Here is a 2609-nt window from a genome sequence, read left to right as displayed (position 1 = left end):
AACGTCGTGATGTGCACGTCGCTGTTTAATTGGGTGCCTGGCAGTGTCCTACTCTCGCATGGCGAATGCCACACTACCATCGGCGCTACCGCGTTTCACTTCTGAGTTCGGCATGGGATCAGGTGGTTCCACGGCGCTATGGCCGCCAGGCAAATTCTTCAATCTCGGAAAGCTGACGTGAATAACGACTTGGTCATTATCACTGAATTAGTAGTTCGTTCATTCGCTACAAGGCCCAGAACACTTCTTGGGTGTTGTATGGTTAAGCCTCACGGGTAATTAGTATGGGTTAGCTCAACACGTCGCCGCGCTTACACACCCCACCTATCAACGTTGTGGTCTCCAACGGCCCTTTAGGACCCTCAAGGGGTCAGGGATGACTCATCTCAGGGCTCGCTTCCCGCTTAGATGCTTTCAGCGGTTATCGATTCCGAACTTAGCTACCGGGCAGTGCCACTGGCGTGACAACCCGAACACCAGAGGTTCGTTCACTCCGGTCCTCTCGTACTAGGAGCAACTCCCTTCAATCATCCAACGCCCACGGCAGATAGGGACCGAACTGTCTCACGACGTTCTGAACCCAGCTCGCGTACCACTTTAAATGGCGAACAGCCATACCCTTGGGACCGACTTCAGCCCCAGGATGTGATGAGCCGACATCGAGGTGCCAAACACCGCCGTCGATATGAACTCTTGGGCGGTATCAGCCTGTTATCCCCGGAGTACCTTTTATCCGTTGAGCGATGGCCCTTCCATTCAGAACCACCGGATCACTATGACCTACTTTCGTACCTGCTCGACCTGTCCGTCTCGCAGTTAAGCTGGCTTATGCCATTGCACTAACCTCCTGATGTCCGACCAGGATTAGCCAACCTTCGTGCTCCTCCGTTACTCTTTGGGAGGAGACCGCCCCAGTCAAACTACCCACCAGGCACTGTCCGCGAGCCCGATTCAGGGCCCTGCGTTAGAACATCAAACATACAAGGGTGGTATTTCAAGGACGGCTCCAGCGCAACTGGCGTCACGCCTTCAAAGCCTCCCACCTATCCTACACATGTAGGTTCAATGTTCAGTGCCAAGCTGTAGTAAAGGTTCACGGGGTCTTTCCGTCTAGCCGCGGGTACACCGCATCTTCACGGCGAATTCGATTTCACTGAGTCTCGGGTGGAGACAGCATGGCCATGGTTACACCATTCGTGCAGGTCGGAACTTACCCGACAAGGAATTTCGCTACCTTAGGACCGTTATAGTTACGGCCGCCGTTTACCGGGGCTTCGATCAAGAGCTTCGCTTGCGCTAACCCCATCAATTAACCTTCCGGCACCGGGCAGGTGTCACACCCTATACGTCCACTTTCGTGTTTGCAGAGTGCTGTGTTTTTGATAAACAGTCCCAGCCATCTGGTCACTGCGACTCCCAACTGCTCCATCCGCAAGGGACTTCACTGTCAAGAGCGAACCTTCTCCCGAAGTTACGGTTCTATTTTGCCTAGTTCCTTCACCCGAGTTCTCTCAAGCGCCTTGGTATTCTCTACCCGACCACCTGTGTCGGTTTGGGGTACGATGACTTGTAATCTGAAGCTTAGAGGCTTTTCCTGGAAGCAGGGCATCAATGGCTTCCGCACCGTAGTGCGTTCGTCTCGTGTCTCAGTGTTGTGTCTCCGGATTTGCCTAGAAACACCACCTACGCACTTTCACCAGGACAACCGTCGCCTGGCCCACCTAGCCTTCTCCGTCCCCCCATCGCAATTACAAGTCGTGCAGGAATATTAACCTGCTTCCCATCGATTACGCCTTTCGGCCTCACCTTAGGGGTCGACTCACCCTGCCCCGATTAACGTTGGACAGGAACCCTTGGTCTTCCGGCGAGGAGGCTTTTCACCCCCTTTATCGTTACTTACGTCAGCATTCGCACTTCTGATATCTCCAGCATACCTCTCGATACACCTTCGCAGACTTACAGAACGCTCCCCTACCACTCACACATAAGTGTGAATCCGCGGCTTCGGTGCCTGGTTTGAGCCCCGTTACATCTTCCGCGCAGGCCGACTCGACTAGTGAGCTATTACGCTTTCTTTAAATGATGGCTGCTTCTAAGCCAACATCCTAGCTGTCTGAGCCTTCCCACATCGTTTCCCACTTAACCAGAACTTTGGGACCTTAGCCGGCGGTCTGGGTTGTTTCCCTCTTCACGACGGACGTTAGCACCCGCCGTGTGTCTCCCGGATATTACTTACTGGTATTCGGAGTTTGCATGGAGTTGGTAAGTCGGGATGACCCCCTAGTCCAAACAGTGCTCTACCCCCAGTAGTATTCGTCCGAGGCGCTACCTAAATAGCTTTCGGGGAGAACCAGCTATCTCCGAGTTTGATTGGCCTTTCACCCCCAGCCACAGGTCATCCCCTAACTTTGCAACGTTAGTGGGTTCGGTCCTCCAGTTGATGTTACTCAACCTTCAACCTGCCCATGGCTAGATCACCCGGTTTCGGGTCTACACCTTGCAACTAGACGCCCAGTTAAGACTCGGTTTCCCTACGGCTCCCCTATACGGTTAACCTCGCTACAAAATGTAAGTCGCTGACCCATTATACAAAAGGTACGCAGTCACCC

General features: G+C 53.5%; 2 rRNA genes (1 of these 2 running past the window's edge). Both read right to left on the bottom strand.

Going from position 1 to position 2609, the window contains the following annotated elements:
* Positions 1–35: 35 nt before the first annotated feature.
* Positions 36–150 (bottom strand): 5S ribosomal RNA (gene rrf, locus BN1115_RS09450).
* A gap of 108 nt (positions 151–258) precedes the next feature.
* A 23S ribosomal RNA gene (locus BN1115_RS09445) occupies positions 259–2609 on the bottom strand (it continues 350 nt past the right edge of the window).

Source organism: Aeromonas allosaccharophila, assembly GCF_000819685.1.
GTDB lineage: Bacteria > Pseudomonadota > Gammaproteobacteria > Enterobacterales > Aeromonadaceae > Aeromonas > Aeromonas allosaccharophila.
This window is presented reverse-complemented; position numbering and strand designations above follow the sequence as displayed.